Source organism: Dickeya poaceiphila (assembly GCF_007858975.2).
Lineage (GTDB): Bacteria > Pseudomonadota > Gammaproteobacteria > Enterobacterales > Enterobacteriaceae > Dickeya > Dickeya poaceiphila.
The window spans coordinates 3,347,578-3,366,511 of record NZ_CP042220.2 but is presented as its reverse complement, the minus strand read 5'-3'; the positions used below and the strand labels follow the sequence as shown (position 1 = coordinate 3,366,511).

18 protein-coding genes are annotated in these 18,934 nt (G+C 56.9%); 12 read left to right on the top strand and 6 right to left on the bottom strand.

Annotated features, from left to right (window positions below; all coding sequences use genetic code 11):
* Window positions 1–41 precede the first annotated feature (41 nt).
* Both atzF and Dpoa569_RS15035 read right to left on the bottom strand, forming a co-directional pair.
* Entirely contained in the window at window positions 42–1,844 is a 1,803-nt protein-coding gene (atzF, locus tag Dpoa569_RS15040; protein ID WP_042872390.1) for an allophanate hydrolase, read from the bottom strand.
* A 219-nt stretch (window positions 1,845–2,063) separates the two neighbouring features.
* Window positions 2,064–3,548 carry an NCS1 family nucleobase:cation symporter-1 gene (locus Dpoa569_RS15035; protein WP_042872389.1) on the bottom strand — a complete coding sequence of 495 codons (1,485 nt, stop codon included), beginning with the start codon at window positions 3,546–3,548 and terminating at the stop codon, window positions 2,064–2,066.
* A 153-nt stretch (window positions 3,549–3,701) separates the two neighbouring features.
* On the opposite strand from Dpoa569_RS15035, the gene Dpoa569_RS15030 reads away from it, so the two are divergent.
* The 5 genes from Dpoa569_RS15030 to Dpoa569_RS15010 all read left to right on the top strand — a co-directional run bounded on the left by Dpoa569_RS15030 (window position 3,702) and on the right by Dpoa569_RS15010 (window position 8,279).
* Window positions 3,702–4,427, top strand: a complete 726-nt coding sequence (locus Dpoa569_RS15030) for a GntR family transcriptional regulator (protein ID WP_042872388.1) — start codon at window positions 3,702–3,704, stop codon at window positions 4,425–4,427.
* A gap of 15 nt (window positions 4,428–4,442) precedes the next feature.
* A complete protein-coding gene (gene hpxA, locus Dpoa569_RS15025; RefSeq protein WP_042872383.1) occupies window positions 4,443–5,180 on the top strand; it encodes an allantoin racemase in 738 nt (245 codons plus the stop codon).
* Between the two features lie 39 nt (window positions 5,181–5,219).
* A complete protein-coding gene (gene puuE / locus Dpoa569_RS15020; RefSeq protein WP_042872371.1) occupies window positions 5,220–6,167 on the top strand; it encodes an allantoinase PuuE in 948 nt (315 codons plus the stop codon).
* A gap of 274 nt (window positions 6,168–6,441) precedes the next feature.
* Window positions 6,442–7,788 (top strand): type II toxin-antitoxin system HipA family toxin, encoded by a 1,347-nt coding sequence (locus Dpoa569_RS15015; RefSeq protein ID WP_042872361.1) that lies wholly within the window; start codon window positions 6,442–6,444, stop codon window positions 7,786–7,788.
* Window positions 7,785–8,279, top strand: coding sequence for a helix-turn-helix transcriptional regulator (locus Dpoa569_RS15010; RefSeq protein ID WP_050569498.1), 495 nt, complete (start codon window positions 7,785–7,787; stop codon window positions 8,277–8,279). Before Dpoa569_RS15015 ends, Dpoa569_RS15010 begins: the two co-directional genes overlap by 4 nt.
* A 58-nt stretch (window positions 8,280–8,337) precedes the next feature.
* Here Dpoa569_RS15010 and hpxZ read toward each other — a convergent pair whose 3' ends face one another.
* Genes hpxZ through Dpoa569_RS14990 form a run of 4 tightly spaced genes read right to left on the bottom strand, consistent with a single transcriptional unit; the run spans window position 8,338 to window position 11,954 of the window.
* Window positions 8,338–8,718 carry an oxalurate catabolism protein HpxZ gene (gene hpxZ, locus Dpoa569_RS15005; protein WP_042872359.1) on the bottom strand — a complete coding sequence of 127 codons (381 nt, stop codon included), beginning with the start codon at window positions 8,716–8,718 and terminating at the stop codon, window positions 8,338–8,340.
* 11 nt (window positions 8,719–8,729) lie between these two features.
* Window positions 8,730–10,127: an AtzE family amidohydrolase gene (locus Dpoa569_RS15000; RefSeq protein ID WP_042872358.1), complete on the bottom strand. Its 1,398-nt coding sequence runs from the start codon at window positions 10,125–10,127 to the stop codon at window positions 8,730–8,732.
* Window positions 10,124–10,321, bottom strand: a complete 198-nt coding sequence (gene hpxX, locus Dpoa569_RS14995) for an oxalurate catabolism protein HpxX (protein WP_042872355.1) — start codon at window positions 10,319–10,321, stop codon at window positions 10,124–10,126. The genes Dpoa569_RS15000 and hpxX overlap by 4 nt, the downstream gene beginning before the upstream one ends.
* 43 nt (window positions 10,322–10,364) lie before the next feature.
* Entirely contained in the window at window positions 10,365–11,954 is a 1,590-nt protein-coding gene (locus Dpoa569_RS14990; RefSeq protein ID WP_146411504.1) for a gamma-glutamyltransferase family protein, read from the bottom strand.
* A 160-nt stretch (window positions 11,955–12,114) separates the two neighbouring features.
* Between Dpoa569_RS14990 and Dpoa569_RS14985 the strand changes: the two genes are divergently transcribed.
* The 7 genes from Dpoa569_RS14985 (at window position 12,115) to hpxK (ending at window position 18,635) form a co-directional block, all read left to right on the top strand.
* The gene (locus tag Dpoa569_RS14985) at window positions 12,115–12,954 is read left to right on the top strand and encodes a MurR/RpiR family transcriptional regulator (protein WP_042872353.1); all 840 of its coding nucleotides are present in this window, start codon (window positions 12,115–12,117) and stop codon (window positions 12,952–12,954) included.
* Window positions 12,955–13,230: 276 nt separating this feature from the next.
* On the top strand, window positions 13,231–14,022 hold the full coding sequence (locus tag Dpoa569_RS14980) for a transporter substrate-binding domain-containing protein (protein WP_128569771.1): 792 nt from the start codon (window positions 13,231–13,233) through the stop codon (window positions 14,020–14,022).
* 10 nt (window positions 14,023–14,032) lie between these two features.
* Window positions 14,033–14,698: an amino acid ABC transporter permease gene (locus tag Dpoa569_RS14975; RefSeq protein ID WP_042872352.1), complete on the top strand. Its 666-nt coding sequence runs from the start codon at window positions 14,033–14,035 to the stop codon at window positions 14,696–14,698.
* Window positions 14,698–15,354, top strand: a complete 657-nt coding sequence (locus tag Dpoa569_RS14970) for an amino acid ABC transporter permease (RefSeq protein WP_042872349.1) — start codon at window positions 14,698–14,700, stop codon at window positions 15,352–15,354. The genes Dpoa569_RS14975 and Dpoa569_RS14970 overlap by 1 nt, the downstream gene beginning before the upstream one ends.
* On the top strand, window positions 15,335–16,066 hold the full coding sequence (locus tag Dpoa569_RS14965; protein WP_042872347.1) for an amino acid ABC transporter ATP-binding protein: 732 nt from the start codon (window positions 15,335–15,337) through the stop codon (window positions 16,064–16,066). The genes Dpoa569_RS14970 and Dpoa569_RS14965 overlap by 20 nt, the downstream gene beginning before the upstream one ends.
* Window positions 16,067–16,128: 62 nt before the next feature.
* Window positions 16,129–17,385, top strand: a complete 1,257-nt coding sequence (locus tag Dpoa569_RS14960; protein WP_042872345.1) for a pyridoxal-phosphate-dependent aminotransferase family protein — start codon at window positions 16,129–16,131, stop codon at window positions 17,383–17,385.
* Window positions 17,370–18,635: an allantoate amidohydrolase gene (gene hpxK, locus Dpoa569_RS14955; RefSeq protein WP_042872342.1), complete on the top strand. Its 1,266-nt coding sequence runs from the start codon at window positions 17,370–17,372 to the stop codon at window positions 18,633–18,635. The genes Dpoa569_RS14960 and hpxK overlap by 16 nt, the downstream gene beginning before the upstream one ends.
* Window positions 18,636–18,934: the final 299 nt, after the last annotated feature.

Sequence of the window (18,934 nt, the reverse complement as noted above, 5' to 3'; positions counted from 1 at the left end):
GTGTTTTATGACGTGTGTTTTGCTTATCAGGCGTTCCGTGTTCAGGCTGGCGAACGCTGAGTGACAAAAGCGCGCCAGCCGCCGAATTCGGTAATATCCTGTGCGCCTTCCAACGCAGCCGGTTCACAGATGAACCCCTTAACCTGACGGCCATCCGCCAGCGTCAGCGTGCCGATACCCAGCGGAGGCGGGATTTCTGCTACAAATTCGCCGAAACGCGCCAGCGGAATATCCCATAGCTCAACCGCAATGGGTTGCCCCTGACCGGTGTTGACCAGTCCCGGTTTGGGCGGTTGGGTATTCGCCAGCGCGTACAGGCGATAGTCTGCCGATGTGACGGTTTCTTCCACTTTGACCGCATTACGGGTAATCAACTGAAAATTGAGCGGCATTCCACTTAAGTGAGCACCCACTACGGCAATCCGCACATGGTGGGGAGACAGTGCTTTTTGCAGGGTAACCGATGGCAAGGCATGACCGGTGGCACCCAACGGCAGTGCGGTGGCGGCCTGCCAGCGTTGACCAAGCGCCGCCAGCGCAGCGTCATGCCAGGCGGGCGCAAGCAGCGTAATACCGGCAGGCAAACCGTCTGCACGAAATGGCGCTGGCAGCGCCAGCCCGCACAAATCGGCCAGATTGGTGAAGTTGGTGTAGAAACCGAATTGTGAGTTATAGACCACTGGCTGTTGCGTTATCTCTTCCTGGGTACGAATAGTGGGGGTGGTTGGTACTACCAGCGCGTCAAACCCATTTAGCTGGGCCGCAATCTGTCGCGCCAGCTCCGCCCGCAGGTATTCCGCTTCGAATACCTCGCTGGCGCGGTAATCGGCGCCTTTGGCGATAATGCTGCGTACCACCGGGTCCATCGCCTCTGGCTGTTCATGCAGTAACTTGCCGACGGCTACGGTGCGTTCTGCTACCCAGGGTCCCTCGTATAACTGACGTGCCAGTTGTTCGAACGGGGTGAAATCCAGCGTTTCCAGTGTCGCGCCCATCGCCTGCAAATGTGATAACGCCTGCTGAAACGCCTGTTCCGCCTGTTGATCGCCAAAAAATTCCAGTGGATGCGGTACTGCCAGGCGCAACTGGTCGGAGACATCAGCCGGTGTGGTGCGTGGATGGTGGCGCGAATAGGCGTCGTTTTCGTCATAACCACCTGCCAGCGTTGCGACAAACCAGGCATCCTGTACCGTTAATGCGAACACTGATACGCAGTCATTGAGGCGACAGGCAGGCACCACCCCTTGTGTTGACAGCCAGCCTTTGGTCGGTTTCAGCCCGACGATATTGTTGAAACCGGCTGGAACACGGCCAGACCCGGCGGTATCTGTACCCAGTGTGAACGGCACCAGTCCACGGGCTACCGCCGAGGCGGAACCAGAGCTGGAGCCGCCGCTGACATACTCTGGCCTGATGCTATTCGGCACCGCGCCGAACGGTGAGCGGGTGCCCACTAACCCAGTGGCGAACTGGTCAAGGTTGGTTTTACCAAGCACGATGGCGCCCGCCGCTTTCAGACGTGCCACTACAGTGGCGTCTTGTGCTGCGGTGTAAGTAAAAGCCGGGCAGGCGGCGCTGGTGGGCCAGCCGGCGACATCGATGTTGTCCTTGACTGCGAATGGAATGCCGTACAACGGCAGGCGTTGGGCGTCAGGCTGGCTGAGCAAGTGGGTAATCTGCTCGCGGACATGAGCTTCGTCAGGCAGATAAATCCATGCCGGGTCTTCAGCATTCAATGAGCGCCAGACGGCCAGCACGATTTCAGTTACATCTTCAGGGTGTCGCTGATAGTGATGTCGCCACTGGGGCAGTGTCAGGCCGGTATAAGCGGTTTGCGATGTCATAAGATAATTCCAACGGGTATAGAAGATGGCTGGCAATATTCAAACCTTGTGCCAGTTTTTTAATTTTCTGTTTATAAAGTGATTTTTTAAAAAGTCACAGGGCGGTAATAGTGCGATGCACTGTAGTGGCACAGCCTAACCCAGAGTAGGAGCAAAAACGGGGCACGCTGGCGGGGTAAGCACCCGGATCGTTATGATCCGGGGCTGGGTGATTCTTTTTTACTCTTTGCCCAGTACTAAACCTGACAAGTTGGCGGTGCCTGGCGTGGCCGCTTTTTCCCGGCGCGCCAGATAACGGTAGCTACCTGCGCCCAGGCCGACGCCGATGAACCAACTGAAGTTGGCGACTTCATGCCAGGCTGGTACGAAACTGATGACCAGCCCGATAGCCACCGACGGCAGCAGTGCCAGCACCGCATTCGGATTGATGCCGTTACGGTACCAGTAGCGACCATTCGGGGTGGCGTTGAACAGTGCGTCTACATCCACCTTGCCGCCTTTGATCAGGTAAAAATCCGCCAGCAGGATGCCGAACAATGGGCCGATAAATGCGCCCAGCACGTCAAGTGTGTAGTGGATCAGTTCTGGTGAATTGAACAGGTTCCACGGGGTCAACAGGACTGAACCGACGGCGGCAATCATCCCGCCGGTACGGAAACTGATACGCTGCGGCGAACAGTTGGAAAAATCGAACGCCGGGGAAACGAAATTGGCGACAATATTGATGCCGATGGTGGCGACAATCATGGTCAGCAGGCCCAGCGCTACCGCCACGCTGTTGCCGACGCGGCTAACGGTTTCTATCGGATCGGTGATCATTTGGCCGAACAGGGACTGGGTGCCGGAGACAATCACCACCGTGACAATGGAGAACAGCAGGAAGTTGAATGGCAGTCCCCAGCGGTTGCCGCGGTAGATTTCCTGCATACTTTTGCCGTAACGGGAAAAATCGCCGAAGTTCAGCAATGGCCCGGAAAAATAAGACACCACCAGCGCCGTGGCGGTAATCATCTGCCATACCTGCTCGCCGCTGCTGAGTGATTTGCTACTCAGGGTGAAAGAGATATTTTCCAGCCCGGTTTTGTATACAATCCATCCCGCCAGTGCCAGCATCACCACATAAACCGCCGGGCCAGCAACATCGATAAACCGCTTGATAGCGCTCATGCCGTGCCAGAACACCATCGCCTGTAGCAGCCACATGACGCCAAAGCACAGCCATCCCAGCGTTGACAGGCCAAGCCAGTGGCTGGTCGTCAGTGAGGTAAGCGACGGGGCGAATTTCAGCAACACCAGCATCAATGCGTTGGCGGCCAGATAGGTCTGTATGCCGTACCAGGCGAACGCGATCAGGCCGCGGATTACCGCCGGAATGTTGGCGCCGAACACCCCGAAGGACTGACGGCAAATCACCGCATAGGGCACACCGCTGAGCTGGCTGGGTTTGGCTACCAGATTGGCGCACAGTTGCACGATGCAGATACCTGCCAGCAGACACAGCAGCACCTGCCAACTAGCCAGACCCAGCGTAAAGAAACTGGCTGCTACCACGTAGCCGCCCATGCTGTGAACATCCGACATCCAGAAGGAAAAGATATTGTACCAGGACCAGCTTTGTTCACGTGTCGGAGCCAAATCTTCATTACACAGTCTTGGGCTGTAATGTGCCGGGGTGGTTCCGGCGGATGTCATTTTTTCTGGCATGGAATCTGCTCCTTTTTTGATGACGATAAAAATAGAGATGAATAACCTGTCCTGTGATGTGTTGCAGGATTTGGGCCAGATTGGTGAATTTTGTATACAATAAATTTATTTTTTGTGTACGATCTGGTGGTGACGTGATGACGGAAAAAGCCAATGAACGATATTTATGGTCTCGGACAAGAGACATTTTTCGAGCAAAAAGATGACGTTATCTACCATGCGCTGCTGAATGCGATTGTTGAGCATCAATTGTTGCCGGGTGTCCGCCTGCCGGAAGAGTCGCTGGCGGAGGTATTCGGCGTCAGCCGTACCGGGATCCGCAAGGTGCTGCAGCGTCTGGCGACGGTGCAAATGATCACGCTGTTGCCCAAGCGTGGTGCACAGGTGGCGACACCGACGGTAGAGGAAGCGCGTGAGATCTTTCAAACCCGCAGCCTGATGGAGTGCGCCAACCTGCCCGCGGTTTTGGCTCACTGTCAGCCGCCGCACCTGGCAGCACTGGAGAAATTGATGGCAGCGGAAGAGCAAGCACATCAGGATCGCAACGGGCCGGAAGCGATCCGCCTGTCAGCCGCCTTCCATATTCAGTTGCAGGCGATTTCCGGCAACAGCGTGTTAACCCGTATGGTGTCGCAATTGACGTTGCGCTCATCGCTGGTGATTGCTGCCTACGGCGCGCCCTGGCAGCAGGGATGCCGTTGTCACGATCACCATGATTTGTTGATGCTGCTGCGCAACCGGGATCTGGCAGCGCTGACTACCGCTATGCAACAACATTTCGACGATATCGTCGCCAGCCTGCGTTTTGGTGGCGACAGCGCGGCTACGCCGGATTTCTCGCAGTTGTTCAGTCATCTGAAGTCAGCTAGATCACAATAGGAAGGAGCAGGCCGAATGAGCCGATGTGTGATTCAGGTAATCAACCCCAATACCAGTCTGGCAATGACTGAAACCATCGGCGACGCGGCGCGGCGAGTGGCGGCGCCCGGCACCGATATTCTGGCGGTATGTCCGTCACAAGGCGTGCCGTCTATCGAAGGGCATTTTGATGAAGCGGTGGCGACTCTCGGCGTGCTGGAGCAGATTCGGCTGGGACGCGAGCAGGGCGTCAGCGGCCATGTCATTGCCTGCTTTGGCGACCCCGGTCTGCTGGCGGCACGGGAACTGGCGAGTGCGCCGGTGGTGGGCATCGCGGAAGCGGCGATGCATTTGGCAACGCTGGTGGCGACGCGTTTTTCCATCGTCACCACGCTGCCGCGCACGCTTGTCATCGCACGTCATCTGTTGCAGCGCTACGGCTTTGAGCATCACTGCGCCGCACTGCACGCCATTGATCTGCCGGTGCTGGCACTGGAGGATGGACACGGGCTGGCGCAACATAAAGTGCGGGAAATGTGTATACAAGCGAAGCGGCAGGATGGAGCCGGCGCGATTGTGCTGGGTTGCGGTGGTATGGCCGATCTGGCGCAGGCGCTGACGCAGGAATTAGGTATCCCGGTGATCGATGGCGTGGGAGCGGCGGTGAAAATGGTGGAATCGCTGGTTGGGCTGGGGCTAAGCACCAGCAAACACGGCGATCTCGACTACCCGCTGGACAAGCCGTTAACCGGCGCATTCGAGGCGCTACGTTAAGCGGTGCTGTTGCTGTCATCATAATTAAGGAAAGACACCATGACACTTTCTCAGCTATGGGGTTCAGACCCTGACTACCCGCGTGATCTGATAGGTTATGCTGGTCAACCGCCACACGCTCGTTGGCCCGGACAGGCTCGCATCGCGGTGCAGTTTGTACTGAATTACGAAGAAGGGGCGGAAAAGCATGTGCTGCACGGCGACGCCGGATCTGAGCAATTTTTGTCCGATATCATCGGTGCTGCCAGTTACCCGACGCGACATATGTCGATGGATTCGCTCTATGAATACGGCTCCCGCGCTGGTTTCTGGCGTATTCATCAGGAGTTTCAACGCCGTGGCTTGCCGATGACGGTGTTCGGCGTGGCGATGGCACTGGCGCGGAACCCAGCGGTGGTCGAGGCTATCAGGGCGGCGGACTATGACGTGGTTAGCCACGGCTGGCGTTGGATCCACTACCAGAATATGGATATCGACACCGAGCGTGCACATTTGCAACAGGCTATCGCGGTGCATACCGAATTGTTCGGCCAGCCGCCGCTAGGCTGGTACACCGGACGCGACAGCCCCCACACCCGACAACTGGTGCTGGAGCAGGGTGGTTTCCTCTACGACAGCGACTACTATGGCGACGATCTACCCTTCTGGTTGCCGGTACGGCGTGCAGACGGCGCGGTGAAGCCGCATTTGATCGTTCCCTATACGTTGGATGCTAATGATATGCGCTTCGCCTCACCGCAGGGGTTCAACAGCGGCGAGCAGTTTTTCAGCTATCTGAAAGATAGCTTTGATGTGTTGTATGCCGAAGGGGAGGATGCGCCGAAAATGATGTCGATTGGTATGCATTGTCGCCTGCTGGGGCGGCCAGGTCGTTTCCGGGCGTTACAACGGTTCCTCGATTATATCCAGCAGCACGAGCGGGTGTGGGTCTGCCGCCGTCAGGATATCGCCGAGCACTGGCATCGGGTTCATCCGTATCAGGACTGACGCGATCATAATAGCGGTTGCGCGTTTACCGGTTTTAATTCATCTCGTTTCATTCCATATCTGCTTGAGCCAAACAATGTAACTGATAGGTTTCGTTGTTTGGTTTTTTTGCATTTTATGATACCTATAGGTTTCATTATTGGCTGATTGGCTTTTGATACGTATAGGTAACATTAAATTGAGTTTATTTAGTTAATGTTACCTTTTGGTGTCTTTAATTGTCTTTCTGGTATTTTGGGTGTGCTATGCTACACGTAATGAGCGCGGAGGGGCTATGGAGCGACTGACTGTTCAGGCGTTTGTCGATAATGTGTGGCAGGATATTGCCGAGATCGGTTTTCCTGATAGCGACCAGAATAATTACCTGCTAACGCGGCTGGATTATGCGTCTGATTATGGCATTGACTATATAGATTGTGATGACCACCACGCGGTTTCCGTCAATTACCCGGTCCGGGTCTTCTTTGATGATGGTGGTGAACCCGGATGGATGCGCTTTCTGGATGACATTATGCCGGCAGGCGCCAGCCGACAGTATTGGATTGATCATCTTGATCTCTCTGGGTTGCCGGCACAGTTGCAAAATTATGTCTTGTTGCGCCATGCCACCATTGCACCGGTTGGTAATTTGCGTATCAAAGAATCAGTTCCAGCCCGACATCATGGTAAAACCCGCTTTTTCAGCATTGAGGATGTGAAGAACCGGGCCAGCGATTTTCTGGATTATGCGCAACAACGTGGTGCCGCTGCCGGAGGGGCTACAGGTGCGGGAGGTGAAGCGCCAAAGCTGCTGTTGCGATGTCATGCGGACGATAAGGTATGGATCGATACCTGGCAGGATGATCCCAACTGTTGTGATGCCGCTTATCTGGTGAAGTTTCCGCGTGGGCAGCGCAGTGAGATTGACGGCGACATCCTGCGAGCCGAGTTTCATTATTACCATGAGCTGGCCTATATGGGGTTCGACACCATTCCTGTGGCGGGTATGCGCCTGGAAGAAGGACGGCATTATCCGTCGCTCTGGTTGCCGCGCTTTGATATCGAATTCCCCGGCAATGGACAGGTTAAACGATACGGTATGGAGTCGGTGTATTCCCTGCTGCGGGCCGGGCCGGGTAGTGCGCTGCGGCACGATCAGGTGATTCGGGCGGTGATCGCCAAAATCGCGTCCAGTCATACGGTTAGCGTAGAGGGAAAATTTTTTGACCCTGAGGCGTTTGTGGTTGAGTGGGTGCGACGCGATCTGTTGAATATTGCCTTCGGCAACAGTGATAACCATGGTCGCAATACCGCGTTTCTCAAAGATGAACAGGGGATTCGGTTGGCACCGATTTACGATTTTGCACCGATGAAGGCTGACCCCGCGGGCATTGCCAGAGCGACCAAATGGCCGGAGCCGCTGGAAATCGGCGGTGACTATCAGTTTGAGCGGATAGCGGAACTGTTTTCCGACATTCTTCCGCCGACGTTGTTGATGGCGAAATTGCAGGAGACAGCGGTGCAACTGGTTGGTCTGAAAGCGCGGCTTCAGGCACGTGGCGTACCTGAGTCGATAGTAAACCTGCCTTCCATCGGGTTTGATTACCTTCCTGAGAAGCTACAGCGCTGGGGATTGTTATGAGCCAGGAACGCAAAAATATAACGCGCTACGCGGTTGCGGATGATGTTCAGGAAACCATACGCAAGCTGCGCCAGCGCTTGCAGGAGAGCAATGTGGCGCAGGAGCGCTTTCAGGCTCTACCCGTAGTTGTAACTACGGGGACGGCGGATGTCTCGAAAACGAGAGCATCAAAAAATTCCAGACCGCTCAATGCCAGCGAAAGGCAGTTTGCGATGCAGAACATTATCCGCAGGATGATGATAGGCGAAATATCGCAGGGAAACGCACTGAAAGAATTGCGCCTTACCGTGCTGGGTCTTAAGCAGGATGCTTATGCCAATCTGGTTGGCGTATCACGTAAAACGTTGTCGGAAATAGAGAATGACAAAGGCAATTACACGGCGGATATCATCAACAAAGTGTTTAAGCCTTTCGGTCTGAAGATGGGGCTTATTCCGGTATCGCCTTCATTACTGGCCGAGATACTCGCCACGACTCCCGCCTCCCGTTAACTCATCCGGATAGCCGGTAAAACAGATATCAGCTATCCGGCGTGGGCTGTTTTGTTGGTTACACCATCAGGCTCACATGAGCAGCTACTATCCGCCAGCCTTGTTCGGTACGCAGCCAGGTTTGCATCTGGCGTCCGATTTTCTCGCTGCCTTCACGACGAAATTCGGTACTGGCAACCGCCGTATCGCGGCCATAGGTGGTGATCACCGTGTTTTGCAACTGGCGGTCCAACCCGGCTGACGGGCGAGCAGCGCGGAAGGCGCGGATCTGCTCAATACCGTACAGGTTTTCTGATGCGCCGTAACGCACGGTACGCGCATCGTGCCAGAACAACTGGTCCAGCACGTCAATATCGTTGCCGGTCAGCGCCTTTTCGTAACGGTAAAAGGCGGTGGTAACCTCGGCCAGTACGTCAGGCAGATTTATCTCTGGTGTCATGTGAAAAGTCCTTATGAGTGAAAAGTAACGGGTGGCAGAGTCCGGGCGATGCCCTGCTGCTCTAAGCGCCAGGCCGCGCGCAGCGCGATATCTTCCCGCCATGGCGCGGCGATGAGCTGCACGCCGATAGGCAGCCCACTGGCGGTTGCCAGCGGTACCGTTACCACCGGCAGGCCGACGAACGATATCGGTTGGGTCAACATGCCCATGCTGGCGCGGATCGGTAAATCGGTGTGATTGATGCGCATGGTTTCCTGACCGACAGGCGTTGCCGGGCAAGGTGTCGCTGGTGCAATCAGCAGATCGGTGTCGGCAAACAGCGCCAGTATGTCGCGGCGGAAATGATCGCGGAAACGCTGAGCCTGCACATACCAGGCGGCAGGGATCATCGCGCCTGCCAACAGCCGTTCACGGGAAAGCGGTTCAAATTGTTCCGGTGTGGCTTGTAGCGCAGGCAGGTATTGGTTGCCGCCTTCGCTGGCGGAAAGAATAAATGCCGCGGTACGCGCCAGCGCAGCATTATCCAGTATCACATCACTGTCGGCGTTTAATCCATCGGCCACCTGTCGTACTGCCGTGGCGGCCTGTTCATCGCACCATTGTGCGAAGTAACCGCCCAGTACCCGGCTGCGCAGCGGTGCCGCGTCGGACAGCGAGGGGACGGTGGATCGTAGTGGTTGGTTTGCCTGAAAGCGATCAGCCGGATCGCGGCCTTGCAGTACGTCATAGACCAGCGCCAGATCGTCCACGCTGCGTGCCAGCGGGCCGATGTGATCAAGGCTGCCGACAAACGGCTGTGTCCCCTGACGTGATAACCGTCCGAAAGTGGGTTTCAGCCCGAAGATGCCACACAACGAAGCGGGAACGCGGATCGAACCGTTGGTGTCGCTGCCGAGTGCAAAATTCACCAGCCCGGCTGCTACCGCCGCGGCTGAGCCGCCGGACGATCCCCCCGCGATACGCGTCAAATCATGCGGGTTGCGGGTGGCGCCGTAGTGGCTGTTCTCGGTGGTAAAGCCGTAGGCGTAGGCATCCATATTCAGCAAGCCGGACAACAATGCGCCTTGCGCCTGCAACTGGCGTACCGCGAACGCATCCTGACTGGCGGGAGGGCGTTGGCTGAACAGTCTGGCGCCGGCAAGGGTGGTTTCACCGGCAACATCGAACAGGTTTTTCACCGCATAGGGTACGCCTGCCAGTGCAGGCAGCGGTTCGCCTAACCGGCGTTTCAGAACCACGCCGTTGGCTTCCGTCAGCATACGTTGTGCTGTGACGGCGGTGTACGCGTTGACAGCCGGGTTGTGCTGTTCGATTTGCGCCAGCGTGTTACGGGCAATGTCGGTGGCAGAGAGGTGGCCTGCCGCCAGCTCGGCTTGCAACGTGCGAATAGACAGTTGAGCCGGATTCATAGTTGATAGACTCCCGCCACTTCCTGACGTTCATCCAGTGCAAACGCCATCAGCGGCTGCGCCATGGCGGCGATGCGGCTGAACTGAGCGTGCAGTTCCTGACGGCGGACATCATCCAGCTCCAGCCCCATCAGGGTTTCCATTTGTTGCAGATACGCGGACAGCGTGTCCTGATCAATATCTTTTTTTTCCATGAGCGAAGACCTTATTGGGTGAAGACCTTATCGGGTAGAAAGATTAATATCCGGCGGCGCTGCCGTTGCTGCGCGGATCGCTGGCGCCTTCCAGCATTCCGTTGGCATGACGGACAATGGCCCCGGCATGGCCGACGGTTTCGCTAAATCCAGCGAGCAGTTCCACATCATGACCCAGTGTACGCAACGCTGCGATGGTCGCTGGCGTGAAGCGATCTTCCAGCTTCAGCGTATCGGTCGATTGCCCCCAGGTGCGGCCCAACAGCCAGCGTGGCGCGGTGATTGCCTGTTGCAACGGCACGCCCTGCATAACATGGCGAATGAACAGCGCTGCCTGCGTCTGTGGTTGACCATCGCCCCCCATTGAGCCGTAGACCATCGTGCGTCCGTCAGACAAGCGTGCGGCTGCCGGGTTGAGGGTGTGAAACGGTTGTTTGCCCGGTTCCAGCGCCAGCAAGTGGTTCGGGTCCAGGCTGAAGGAGGCGCCACGGTTCTGCCACAGCACACCGGTGCCTGGCAATATCACGCCGCTGCCGAATTCGTGGTAGATGCTCTGGATAAACGACACCGCAAAGCCGTGGCGATCACACACGCCCATCCAGACGGTATCGCCCGGCCCTTTGCCTTCGCCCCAGGGAGCGGCGGCGCGGGTGTCAACGTGTCGGCTCAAGGTATCCAACTGGCCGGCAGATAACAGCGCCTGAATATCCTGCGTGATCAGTTTCGGGTCGGTGATGTATTTATCGCGCAGCCCAAATGCCAGTTTGGTGGCTTCTACGACGCGGTGAATGGTCTGGCTGTCGCTCAGATCCGCCATCTCCAGCCGATCAGTGATGCCAAGAATCGCCAGCGATACCAGCCCTTGCGTCGGCGGCGCCAGATTGAAGACGTCACCGTGGCTGTGTTTCAGCACCAGCGGTGTGGTACGGCGGGCATGATAATTCGCCAGATCGGCTTCGGTAACCGGCAGGCCCAGCGCAGCCATTTGTTGCGCCATGCGTGCCGCCAGCGCGCCGCGGTAAAAGCTGTCCAGTCCGTCCTGGGACAGTTGTTGCAGGGTATCGGCGAGATCCGGCTGGATAAAACGGCTGCCGGTACGTGGAATCGTGCCTTGCGGCATGAACACGCGGCAGAATTCGGGGAAGTCGCTCAGCTCGTGATGGCGGCTGGTCAGGGCGTCTTCTTGTGACTGGGTGACCGGAATGCCGTTGCGGGCATAGCCGATGGCGTCTTCCAACAGTGTAGCGAGCGGCAGCGCATGGCTAATTTCCTGCTCGGCGGCGTAATTCAGCGCTTCCAGCCATCCTCCTACCGTTCCGGCCACGGTTAGTGCGGCGTTGGGGCCTCGATGAGGGATACGGCTTTCACCGGCATAACGTGCGCGCGTCGCCAGCGACCCGGCGGGACCACCGGCGTCAATGGCGACTGGCGCGCCCTGCGGCGGTACGATCAGCCAGAAACCATCGCCGCCCAGGCTGTTCATGTGGGGATAAACCACCGCAACCGTAGCGGCGGCGGCTACCATCGCTTCAATGGCATTGCCTCCGGCACGTAAAATACGCTGCGCACTGGCGCTGGCAAGATGATGCGGTGTGACTGCCATACCCGATGGGGCGATATTGCTTTGCATCATGAGTGATAAGGCTCTTATGTGATGGTAGGGTGGTCGATGCTAAGCAAAAGCCGTTCCATCTTTTCAGCTTGCTGCCGACCACCGGTTGTATGTTATGTTCATCATAGCGCCGAAATAATGAAACAAAAGTTGCAAAGTTCAAACAGTGACAAGGGCAGGCATGAAGCAGATTGATGAACGGTTGCGCAGCCAGTACAGCGAACTATCGCCGCAGGAACAGCGGGTGGCGGAATTTATCTTTGACCATCTGGATGATCTCATCAGCTACAACAGCGCTGAGCTGGCGCGGCTGAGTGGCGTCTCCAAGGCTACGGTCAGTCGCCTGTTCCGCCGTCTCGGTTATCCCAGCTACCGGGAGATGCGTGATGAACTGCGCACCCTGCGCCAGAACGGGATGCCTCTGACCGATAACCGGGACGCGGTACAAGGCAACACCCTGCTGGCGCGCCATTATAAGCAGGAGATGGCCAACCTGACGCAGTGGGTCAACCAGATTGACCCGCAGCAGTTTGGCGCGGTGATCACCGCGCTACAGCAGGCCCGGCGCGTATGTATTTTGGGGCTGCGCAACAGCTACCCGGTGGCGTTGCACTTGCGTCAGCAACTGTTGCAAATTCGCCCACAGGTGCCGCTGCTGGCGCAGCCCGGTCAGACACTGGCGGAAGAACTGGCGGATCTCGACGAGCAGGATGTGGTGGTGGTGGTGGCGTTCCGTCGCCGTCCGCGCCTGATTCAGCCATTGCTGCAACAGCTACGTGCCCGGCTGATTCCAGTACTGCTGCTGTGCGAACCGCAAGTCCACGCGTTACCGCCACTGGCTTCCTGGTCGCTGACCGCACCGTTGGACAGCGTCTCGGCTTTTGACAGCTATGCCAGTGCCATGAGTCTGGTCAACCTGATCAGTAACGCGTTGCTGCATCAGATGCTGGCGGATGGACGTCAGCGTATTCACGATATTGCCGATCTTTATCTGCAACTGGATGAGCTGGAACAGCGCTAACCACGCGCTTTACTGGTGCGATTGTTCTTTTTTGGTGCAATACATTCCTCTTTTTATGCCCTTTTGTTGTGCGTCTCGGACTCGTGTCCGGACGTACCGTTCAACAGCGAACACCTCCCTTTATCACCTGAATCAACCTGCATTCCTCTCTATTTATTACCGCAAAATACCAACTGATTATCTGGCATGTATTTTGCTTTTTACTTTGCAACAAAGGTTTCAATGTTTCTATTGAAGAATCTTTGGTTTCAAACTAACTTAACCGGGGGCACAGCAATGAAGATCGGAAAACGTTTTTTGGCGGTGGTGGGTGCGGCTCTGTTGATGGTTCAGGCCGGGCAGGCAATGGCGGATCAACTGCAGGATATCCAGAAGCGCGGCGTATTGCGCGTCGCGGTGCCACAGGATTTCCCGCCGTTTGGCTCGGTCGGCACCGATTTACAGCCGCAGGGTTACGATATCGACATGGCGCGTTACCTGGCCAGTGAGATGAAACTAAAGTTGCAGCTGGTGCCGGTGAGCAGTGCTAACCGCGTGCCGTATTTGCAGACCGACAAGGTCGATCTGGTGATTTCCAGCCTGGGTAAAAATGCGGAACGTGAAAAAGTGATCGATTTCAGCAGTGCCTACGCGCCGTTCTTCCTTGGCGTATTTGGCCCGAAAGACACCGATGTCAGCGCGCCGGACGCGTTGCAGGGCAAATCCGTCGGCGTGACCCGCGGTGCGGTGGAGGACATGGTGCTGACTGATATCGCGCCCAAGACCGCTGATATCAAACGCTATGAAGATAACAACACTACGCTGTCGGCCTATCTGTCTGGTCAGGTGCAATATATCGCCACCGGCAACCTGGTCGTGGCGGCGATTGCCGAGAAGAACCCGGCTAAAGCTCCGGTAGCGAAATTCATGTTGAAAGATTCGCCCTGCTATATCGGCCTGAAAAAAGATGAGCCGGCGCTGAAGGCGAAAGTCAACGAACTGATTGAAAAAGCGCTTAAGGACAACACGTTGAACGGCCTGTCCGAAAAATGGCTGAAAGCGCCGTTGCCGGCCAATCTGGGCGCCTAAGGATACGCCAATGACTTATCAGCTTCATTTCGCGGCGCTGTGGCCTTACTGGCCGGAGTTACTGGCCGGTCTGTGGGTTACCGTGCAATTGACGACGATGGCGACGCTCGGCGGGATTGCCATCGGCATCTGCGGTGCGGCATTACGCAGCGGTAAGCCGACTTTCGTCAGCCGCCTGTGGGGCCTGTACGTCGAGGTGATCCGTAATACGCCGTTTGTGGTGCAACTGTTTTTTATCGTGTTCGGTCTGCCGGGGCTGGGGCTAAAACTCACCGCCGGGCAGGCCGCCCTGTTGGCAATGTTGGTTAACCTGGGCGCTTACAGTACGGAGATTATTCGTGCCGGCATTCAGGTGACGCCGAAGGGCCAATGGGAAGCCGCGCGTGTACTGGGATTGTCGCGTGCCCAGACGTTTACGCGAGTAATTTTACCGCCCGCGCTGCAACGGATTTATCCGGCGCTGGTCAGCCAGTGCATCATCGTGATGCTCGGTTCATCCGTGGTGTCGCAGGTGTCGTACGAAGAGCTGACCTTTGCCGCCAACTTAATTCAGTCACGGACCTTCCTCAGCTTTGAGGTGTATCTGGTGACCACGCTCTGCTATCTGGTGCTGTCGATGCTGATGCGTCAACTGCTGTTGCTGGCCGGGCGACGCTTTCTGGGGACGCCGCACTGATGATGACATTTACTGACTGGGATATTGTGCGCAACCTGCTGCTGGCCGGACGCTGGACGGTGCTGCTGTCGCTGGCGGCGTTTTTCGGCGGCGGTGTGGTGACGTTGCCGCTGCTGTTGCTGCGCCTGACGAAACGCCGCTGGCCGATGCGCCTGACCCGGCTGTACGCCGATGTGTTTCAGGGTACGCCACTGCTGATGCAACTGTTTCTGGCGTTTTTCGGGCTGGGATTATTCGGTATCGACGTCAGCCCATGGACGGCAGCCACCCTGGCGCTGACGCTGTTTACCAGCGCGTTTCTGTTGGATATCTGGCACGGCAGCGTACAGGCGTTGCCGAAAGGACAATGGGAAGCGTGTCGCTGCCTGGGGCTGACCTTCACGCAAACGCTGACCAGAGTGATTGCGCCTCAGGCGATGCGCATTGCCATTGCGCCGACGGTGGGGTTTTCGGTACAGGTGATCAAAGGCACCGCCCTGGCTTCAATCATCGGGTTTGTCGAGCTGACCAAGGCCGGCACCATGCTTAATAACGTTACCTTCCAGCCGTTCAAGGTATTCGGACTGGTGGCGTTGGGCTATTTCCTGCTGTGTTATCCGTTGTCGTATTACAGCCGTTATCTGGAGAAGAAATGTAATGCCGCTCATCACCATTAATCAGGTCCATAAGTATTACGGCCAGAACCACGTGCTGAAAGGGGTGGATCTGGATATCGATGCCGGCGAGGTTATCTCCATCATTGGCCGCAGCGGCTCCGGCAAAAGCACCCTGCTGCGTTGTATCAACGGGCTGGAAGGCTATCAGGACGGCAGCATTAAACTCGGCGGTATGACCGTGACCGACCGTGACTCGCAGGCGCGGGAAATCAGCCGTTCCATTGGCATGATTTTCCAGAATTTTAACCTGTTCCCGCATATGACTGCGCTGGAAAACGTGATGCTGTCGCCCAAATTGGTGCTGGGTAAAAGCGCTGCCGAGTGCCGTGAACTGGGGGTGAGGATGCTGGAGAAAGTCGGACTGGGCGAGCGTATTGATTACTACCCCTCCAGTCTCTCCGGTGGCCAACAGCAGCGGGTGGCGATTGCCCGTGCGCTGGCGATGAGTCCGAAAGTGCTGCTGTGCGATGAGATCACCTCGGCACTGGACCCGGAACTGGTAGGTGAAGTACTGAAGGTACTGGAGCAACTGGCAGCCGAAGGCATGACGCTGATTCTGGTTACCCACGAGATGAATTTCGCCCGTGAAGTGGGCGACCGGGTGGTGTTTATGCATCAGGGCAAAGTGTGGGAGCAAGGCAGTGGTGATGAACTGTTCGCCAACCCGCAGACTGCCGAACTGAAACAGTTTATCGCCTCGGTGCGGCTGTAGCGCCCTAAGCTGTACGAGCTATTACAATTTTAATGTTATCAAGGATATCAGGAGTTCATCACATGCCTAACGACCTGTTTGCGCAGATCAATCCGCCCCATCGCTTGCTTATGGGACCTGGCCCGATCAATGCCGACCCACGTGTGCTACGCGCGATGGCCAGCCAACTGGTCGGGCAGTATGACCCGGCGATGACCGGGTACATGAATCAGGTGATGGCGTTATATCGTCAATTGTTCCGTACCGACAACCGCTGGACCATGCTGGTGGACGGCACCTCCCGCGCGGGTATTGAGGCGATTCTGGTGTCGGCGATTCGCCCCGGTGACCGGGTGCTGGTGCCGGTGTTCGGGCGTTTCGGCCACCTGCTGTGTGAGATTGCTCGCCGCTGTCGCGCCGATGTTCATACCATCGAGGTGCCATGGGGTGAAGTGTTCACGCCCGATCAGATAGAAGACGCCATCAAACGGGTGAAACCGCGCCTGTTGCTCACCGTACAAGGCGATACCTCTACCACCATGCTACAGCCGCTGGCCGAGCTGGGAGATATCTGCCGTCGCCATGACGTGCTGTTTTACACCGATGCCACCGCGTCGTTCGGCGGCAACCCGCTGGAAACCGATGCCTGGGGGCTGGATGCGGTTTCCGCCGGGTTGCAGAAATGTCTCGGCGGCCCGTCCGGCAGCTCGCCGGTGACGCTCAGTTCGCGTATGGAAGCGGTGATTCGTCAGCGCAAATGCGTGGAGCAGGGGATTCGCACCACCGACCATCAGGACGGTGACGACGAAATGATTTACTCCAACTACTTCGACCTCGGCATGATCATGGATTACTGGGGACCGGAGCGGTTGAACCACCATACCGAAGCCACCAGCATGTTATTTGCCGCCCGCGAGTGCGTCCGCATCATTCTGGAAGAAGGGCTGGATGCCTGTATCGCCCGTCATCAATTGCACGGCAAGGCGCTACTGGCCGGTATTGAAGGTATGGGATTACAGCCTTACGGCGACATCGCCAACAAGATGAGTAACGTGCTGGGTGTGGTGATCCCGTCTGGCATTCACGGCGAGCAGGTACGCAAACTACTGCTGGAGGATTTCGCCATCGAAATCGGCACCTCGTTCGGGCCGTTGCAGGGCAAGATCTGGCGTATCGGCACCATGGGGTATAACGCACGTAAAGACTGCGTGATGCAAACACTGACCGCGCTGGAAGCGGTACTGAACCGCCTTGGCTTCCATTCTGTACAGGGGGCGGCGTTGCAGGCGGCCTGGAATGTATACGATACCGCGCAGGCGCCGACATGTGCGAGGTGCTGATGGACAACGTGATGACGGACCTCAATGCGCAGGCGGCAGCCCGGCGGGTGATGGCGCGTTGCGATCAACTGGCGGACATCAGTGAAACCGTCGGTCAGCTTACCCGTGTTTACCTGTCGCCTCAGCATCTGCAAGCCAATCAGCAGGTCGGCGAGTGGATGCGGGAAGCCGGGATGAGCGTGTGGCAGGATAGCGTAGGCAACATCTGTGGCCGCTATGAGAGCCGCACGCCGGGTGCACCGGCGCTGCTGCTGGGTTCGCATCTTGACACTGTCCGCAACGCCGGGCGTTACGATGGGATGCTGGGGGTGCTGGCGGCGATTGAAACCGTGTCATTTCTGCATCAGCGTGGAATTCGCTTGCCGGTAGCGCTGGAAGTGGTCGGGTTTGGTGATGAAGAAGGCACCCGTTTTGGCGTCACATTGCTGGGTAGCCGCGGATTAACCGGCACCTGGCCTGACGGTTGGCTGCCGCGCCCGGATGCCGACGGCATTACCGTCGCACAGGCGCTGACGCAGGCTGGTTTGAACCCGGATGCTATCGCGCAGGCGGCCCGTCCGGTGACGGACATTCTGGCCTATCTGGAATTGCATATCGAACAAGGACCGTGTCTGGAACAGGCCGGGCTGGCGTTGGGTGTGGTGACTGCCATTAACGGCGCACGGCGGCTGAACTGCACGTTTACTGGTCATGCCGGTCATGCCGGTACGGTGCCGATGTCGCAACGGCAGGATGCGTTGGCAGCGGCAGCGACATGGATGACTCAGGCGGAGCAGATAACGCGCGACAGCGACCCCTATCTGGTGGCGACTGTCGGCACGTTGCAGTGCCTGCCCGGCGCGGCTAACGTGATTCCCGGCGAAGTGCGGCTGACGCTGGATATTCGCGGTCCGGACGATACGCCGTTGGATGCCCTGCTGCAACGGCTGCTGACGCTGGCACAAGACATCGCCATGCAACGCGGTTGTATCTTCAGTGCCGAAGAGTATTACCGCATCGCTGCTACGCGTTGTGACGACAAGCTGCTACAGCGGTTGTCGGCAGCGGTGATGCAGGTACAAGGTGAGAACCTGCTGCTACCAAGTGGTGCCGGACATGATGCCATCGCTATCGCCGAACGTTGGCCGGTGGGTATGCTGTTTATGCGTTGCAAGGGCGGTATCAGCCATCATCCCGACGAGTCGGTATTGACTGATGATGTGGCACAGGCGCTGCGGGCGTTATTGCAAACGGTGTGGGGATACCGCTGACACGTACGGCGAAGGTCAAATGACCAGATGAAAGTGATTATCTTCCACCATGCTGCATATTCAGTATGACGGGTATCTACCCGTCATCATTCAGGTCTCAGGTGTGTTGTCTGCAATTCACATTATTTTAGTATGAAGAAAAAGTGAATAACGAATTAAATAGACTGTATTAATTCAGTTAACCCATTGTAGGTAAGTTATTTCCCCCTCTATGTCTGCCAGCATGGTCAAGATAAATGTATTAAATGGAATTTTTACACATCTTAATCGGTATATCATTTTTTAATTTCTTATTTGTT

Coding starts and splice junctions, on each gene's coding strand:
- hpxK (WP_042872342.1), top strand. CDS start 17,370: ATGTGCGAGGTGCTGATGGACAACGTGATGACGGACCTCAATGCGCAG.
- Dpoa569_RS14960 (WP_042872345.1), top strand. CDS start 16,129: ATGCCTAACGACCTGTTTGCGCAGATCAATCCGCCCCATCGCTTGCTT.
- Dpoa569_RS15015 (WP_042872361.1), top strand. CDS start 6,442: ATGGAGCGACTGACTGTTCAGGCGTTTGTCGATAATGTGTGGCAGGAT.
- Dpoa569_RS15030 (WP_042872388.1), top strand. CDS start 3,702: ATGAACGATATTTATGGTCTCGGACAAGAGACATTTTTCGAGCAAAAA.
- Dpoa569_RS14975 (WP_042872352.1), top strand. CDS start 14,033: ATGACTTATCAGCTTCATTTCGCGGCGCTGTGGCCTTACTGGCCGGAG.
- hpxZ (WP_042872359.1), bottom strand. CDS start 8,718: ATGACACCAGAGATAAATCTGCCTGACGTACTGGCCGAGGTTACCACC.
- hpxA (WP_042872383.1), top strand. CDS start 4,443: ATGAGCCGATGTGTGATTCAGGTAATCAACCCCAATACCAGTCTGGCA.
- Dpoa569_RS15000 (WP_042872358.1), bottom strand. CDS start 10,127: ATGAATCCGGCTCAACTGTCTATTCGCACGTTGCAAGCCGAGCTGGCG.
- Dpoa569_RS14970 (WP_042872349.1), top strand. CDS start 14,698: ATGATGACATTTACTGACTGGGATATTGTGCGCAACCTGCTGCTGGCC.
- hpxX (WP_042872355.1), bottom strand. CDS start 10,321: ATGGAAAAAAAAGATATTGATCAGGACACGCTGTCCGCGTATCTGCAA.
- Dpoa569_RS15035 (WP_042872389.1), bottom strand. CDS start 3,548: ATGCCAGAAAAAATGACATCCGCCGGAACCACCCCGGCACATTACAGC.
- Dpoa569_RS14985 (WP_042872353.1), top strand. CDS start 12,115: ATGAAGCAGATTGATGAACGGTTGCGCAGCCAGTACAGCGAACTATCG.
- Dpoa569_RS15010 (WP_050569498.1), top strand. CDS start 7,785: ATGAGCCAGGAACGCAAAAATATAACGCGCTACGCGGTTGCGGATGAT.
- atzF (WP_042872390.1), bottom strand. CDS start 1,844: ATGACATCGCAAACCGCTTATACCGGCCTGACACTGCCCCAGTGGCGA.
- puuE (WP_042872371.1), top strand. CDS start 5,220: ATGACACTTTCTCAGCTATGGGGTTCAGACCCTGACTACCCGCGTGAT.
- Dpoa569_RS14965 (WP_042872347.1), top strand. CDS start 15,335: ATGCCGCTCATCACCATTAATCAGGTCCATAAGTATTACGGCCAGAAC.
- Dpoa569_RS14990 (WP_146411504.1), bottom strand. CDS start 11,954: ATGATGCAAAGCAATATCGCCCCATCGGGTATGGCAGTCACACCGCAT.
- Dpoa569_RS14980 (WP_128569771.1), top strand. CDS start 13,231: ATGAAGATCGGAAAACGTTTTTTGGCGGTGGTGGGTGCGGCTCTGTTG.